The 4,512-nt window shown below is 35.0% G+C and carries 3 protein-coding genes; all 3 read left to right on the top strand.

What is annotated here, in order from left to right:
* Positions 1–162: 162 nt before the first annotated feature.
* The 3 genes from QM629_RS03790 to QM629_RS03780 are packed head-to-tail and all read left to right on the top strand — an operon-like array spanning position 163 to position 4,183.
* Positions 163–1,605, top strand: coding sequence for a ferritin-like domain-containing protein (locus QM629_RS03790; RefSeq protein ID WP_415157351.1), 1,443 nt, complete (start codon positions 163–165; stop codon positions 1,603–1,605).
* 21 nt (positions 1,606–1,626) lie between these two features.
* A complete protein-coding gene (locus QM629_RS03785) occupies positions 1,627–3,129 on the top strand; it encodes a LodA/GoxA family CTQ-dependent oxidase (protein ID WP_415157349.1) in 1,503 nt (500 codons plus the stop codon).
* Positions 3,098–4,183 (top strand): NAD(P)/FAD-dependent oxidoreductase, encoded by a 1,086-nt coding sequence (locus QM629_RS03780; RefSeq protein ID WP_415157347.1) that lies wholly within the window; start codon positions 3,098–3,100, stop codon positions 4,181–4,183. The genes QM629_RS03785 and QM629_RS03780 overlap by 32 nt, the downstream gene beginning before the upstream one ends.
* Positions 4,184–4,512 lie beyond the last annotated feature (329 nt).

Genomic DNA, 4,512 nt, shown 5'->3' with positions numbered 1-4,512 from the left:
GCTGACGAATATAGGCTCAACTTCAGTAATTCTATTTAACTTTGGTGCAAAACTCGACTGACGAGCTTCGATGCCCCACCATCGCAAAGCCGCCGAACGTTGCCTGCAATGCTATGACGACATTTAAGCTATCATTCAAATAAAACTTCAAAAATATCTTTAATGAAAAGTATAAAACCTAAAATAGTCTGGCGAAAACCTAAAAAACGAAAGGTAATTAAAAGGGTGTTAGAAAGTAAGGTAGCTATGATGGAAAATGCTGACCTTTCAATAACTCAACAAGGAATAATTTATGAGCCCTGGATTCCTTATGTAAGAAATGCTAAGAACCCAAAAGAAGAGCTTTTATTTCTTCTTAAAATGGCAGCAGAGATTGAACATGCTCTTCTTATACAATATCTATATTCTGCTTATTCTATACTTGATAAAGACGAAAAATTACGAAACGTTATAATCAAAGTATCTATACAGGAAATGGGACATTTTTTAAGTGTTCAAAACTTACTTATTTCAATTGGAGGGCTTGACGCTATACATCTTCACAAGGATTTAGTTAGGCCTAACAGTGTACGAAATCCATTGCCATTTCGTTTAGAACCCATTTCAAAAACTACTCTTGCTAAATATGTTGCTGTAGAAGCTCCTCCATTAATACCAAGTGATTTAAAAGAGAAAATGGAAGAGATAGAAAAAATTGCTTTTAGTGCTGCCGGAGTAAGAATAAATCCAGTTGGAGGTTTGTATATGAAACTGTTTTGGCTATTTCAAAAAGATGATAGCCCCGACCCTTTAATGCCAATTACTCCTTCAGATGAATTTGAAGTCGGAAATCATATTAAAGATGAAGACTTCTTAAACCCAGAAACTTTAATTAAACTTACAGGTAACAGAAAAGATTGGAATGACGCTCAGGCATTAAATCAAAACTCTGTAATCTTTAATTCAATAACGAATAGAGATTCCGCAAAAGACATTATTTCAAAAATATCAACACAAGGTGAAGGGGCAGATTTTAAAACATTAGACTCTCATTTTGAAGACTTTTTTAGTGCATATGAAAACTATGACTCAATGTTAATCGCCAAAACATATACTAATCCTATTAATCCGGTAACAATCAAAAACCCAGAATTTGGAGATAATTTTAATTTAATTACAAATCAGTACTCGCTGTTATGGGCCGGTTTATTAAATAAGATTTATACATCTTTACTCTACGACATATATTCGATTTATTTCCTTAAAAGCGTTGATGCAACAAAATCACATGCGATCACAAACCTAGTTTTCTCTTCAATGAGAGGTGTCATACCACTTATATCAGCTATTTGTTTTAAGTTACCACTTAACGGTTCTGATTTTTCTTACGATATTGAACCCAGATCAGGTCCGACATTTGAAATCGATAAAGATTTCTTATTACCAAATTCTATTGCTGACCTAAAAGTGAAACAAATAAACTACATGAGTAACATTAATGAACAAACTGCTAACATTAGAAATCATAGTTTCATTGATACGCATAAAGAAAAGGATGAAAATGTTTTTACAGTGTTATCTCTAATCGATGATTATGTTTCGCAAAAAAGTCAAGTCTTTAATTAATAACAAAAAAAATAAAACAAAATGGAAAGATTTAAAATTTTCCCGTCTATAGGGATAGCCAGAGTAGGCGGCAGCTCCACTGAGTATTTCGTCTGCCCCGAAAATGAAAATTCACTAGGTATCGATGTTGATTCCAGTGGTAACGAAAATGAACTAACATCCTTTAAAGACCCAATGGGTTTGATAAAGAGACAAGCTGCAAGATTTAAAATATATGAATTAAATACTGAAACGAATGAGTATTTGCTGGGTAATATTAATGTACTTACAGTAGAATGGCGTGTCCATCTCGTCAATAAGAAATCTGCATTGAAACGATTTGAAATTGACGGTATGCCCTTACCTCCAGATCAAACTCATGTACCTCAACCCCCATTACAATTAAGAGATAATGGCGAAAGTTTAATAATTGACCCTGGCCCTAGAAAAATAAAGGGTAAAAGCCAACATGGGATTTCATTTGACACTGGTAAATATAAGTCACCAATCAATCAAGTCGAACAAACTGTTTATTTAGGTGAGTTAAAGACAGATAAAGATGGCAATCTTATAGTCCTGGGGGGAAAAGGGATTTCAAAATCACCCTCTGACCAACCTGTTGGGCCGTCTTTAAACCCTGGTGGTGAAAAAACTCCGGATGCAAATTTTTACTATAATAAGGACTGGTATGATGATACTTCAGACGGGATAGTCGAAGCAACCATCGAATTGGCTGATGGTACAAAAATAGATGCAGTAAAAGCTTGGGTTATTGTTGCTCCTCCGGATTATGCCCCAAAGGTTAAAGGTGTTGTCACCTTGTATGACGTAATAGAAAATGTTATAAAGGGAGATAGTTTGAACGAACCATTATCATTTAAAAAAGAAATCTTTCCAATTATCAGTAGGTATGAACAGTACCAATGGGTACAAGTAAATCAAAACTATAGCCTTCCTCACCCAGTTCAGGAATACTCAAAGAATTCTACGGCTAACAAAACCAAGAGACAAGAAGTAAGAGACACAGTTCTAAAAATCCAGCAAAAGCTCAAACAATTTCGTCTTACTTCAAGACAAATAAAAATTTTACAGTTATTTGTTGATGGGAAATTTGTTGAGGACTTAAGCACTCCCTCAAATTCGAGCCAAACAGGAGAAGAGTTTACAAAACTTATTTTAGATACCACAATCGGACAAGGATTTTTCCCAGGAATTGAGGGAGGTAGAATTTTGACAAATAAAAATATTTACATGGAGCCTTTTAGAATTGATGCGGGGTCTGTTAAACCTGGAGAAATTACAGGACTCATGGCACTCCCTTGGCAAGCTGATTTTCTCGAATGCGTAAATGCTTGGTGGCCCTCCCAAAGACCTGACTTAGTTAGATTGAAGGATGGAACTACAGGCTTATGGCATGGCCCTCTTAACCCAGATTCTGACCATAAAAAATTAGTAGATGAATTTAATAGATTTGGATTTGTTAAACCTTCCACAGACAAAGTTCAAATAGAGGATGAAAGAGATCCAACCTTTGCAAGAGTTTGATGTCATTATTATTGGCGGTGGAATCACTGGTTCCATCGCTTCAATTTTGTTGAATAACAAAGGATATCGTATTGGCATTATTGAAAAATCCTCGCTTTCAGATTTTAAGCCTGGCGAATCATTAGACCCTAAATGCAAAGTTTTTTTTCAAAACCTGAATATTGGTCTTACCTCTACAAATACTACTGAATATTTTGGATACTCATCATTATGGGCCAGTAAATCAATAGACCATAATGATTTTATTTTTAATCCATACGGCAATGGAATTTCTATCGATAGAGTGTTGTTTGAAAAATCCTTAATTAGCCAATCTAAATTAAATGGAATTTTATGTTATTTAGAGGTGTCTATCAATGAAATTTGCTTTAATGGAGAATTTTGGAACATACAAATTAATAAGAATGAGGCTTTTCAAAAAATTAAAGCCAAATTTTTAATAGTTGCTACGGGTAGGAAAATGCCTTTCAAGTTCTTTCTTTCGAAAAAAACTTTTTTTGATCGTTTGATTTGCTTGTCAGGTATTTCTAGTACTGAAATCAAGGTCGGATCTCAGAATACCCTTTATATTGAATCTTTGCAAGAGGGTTGGTATTATACAAATATTCTTCCAGGTAAAAAGAGAGTAATGTCAATATTTACTGACAACGATCTCCTAATAAAAGAACACGCCGATTACTACAAAAAACAAATTTTATCTACTATTTGGTATAACTCAATAGATTCGGCCTGCCTGAACAAAGTTGAAAATGTGTTCGTATGTGACGCACGGACGTCATGGTCAAATATTCAATCGGGCAAAGGTTGGCTATTACTAGGCGACACAGCTTACACAATTGATCCTTTAAGTGGCCAAGGAATATATAAAAACTTGCAAATGATTCAATTTTGTGTAGATAATTTTGAATCATTTTTGCATTGTCATGAAGAAGCGTTAAAAGACTATGTTTCATTCAACAAAAAAAATTTCGAAAGATATTGGCTTGCACGAAGCGATGCTTATCAAATGGGCAATAGATGGCACTCTAAATTTTGGGAAAGACGAATGCCTTGAACCAACGAAGCACATGCAGGCAACATGGGGTTTTATGCAAGTTGGGCTTGACATTGTAACATCAGCTATTTGCTAATCTCAACTTCAGTTCCGGCTGACGAATAACTATCAGCTTTTGTACATAACTTCAACAATGTATTTTCAATCAGCAGCGGTTGTCGGCAGACGGAATACTAAATCCCAACCTGCATAAAGCCCTGTTCGTTAGTAGCCATTTTACGAGCGACCGTGCAAACATCAACAGACAGACAAAAAACAACGAGCAGACAATAAAATATGGACTTAAAATTAAACGGGAAAACAGCTTTCATAAGTGGCTCGACACAAGG

Source organism: Parafilimonas sp., from assembly GCF_047606085.1.
In the GTDB taxonomy this organism is placed as follows: Bacteria; Bacteroidota; Bacteroidia; order Chitinophagales; family Chitinophagaceae; genus Parafilimonas.
The sequence above is the reverse complement of the archived record's forward strand: the minus strand, read 5'-3'. Positions and strand labels throughout refer to the sequence as shown.

Bases quoted from the DNA above. Each gene is read 5' to 3' on its own strand.
- QM629_RS03785 (WP_415157349.1), top strand. From the start codon at position 1,627: ATGGAAAGATTTAAAATTTTCCCGTCTATAGGGATAGCCAGAGTAGGC.
- QM629_RS03790 (WP_415157351.1), top strand. From the start codon at position 163: ATGAAAAGTATAAAACCTAAAATAGTCTGGCGAAAACCTAAAAAACGA.
- QM629_RS03780 (WP_415157347.1), top strand. From the start codon at position 3,098: ATGAAAGAGATCCAACCTTTGCAAGAGTTTGATGTCATTATTATTGGC.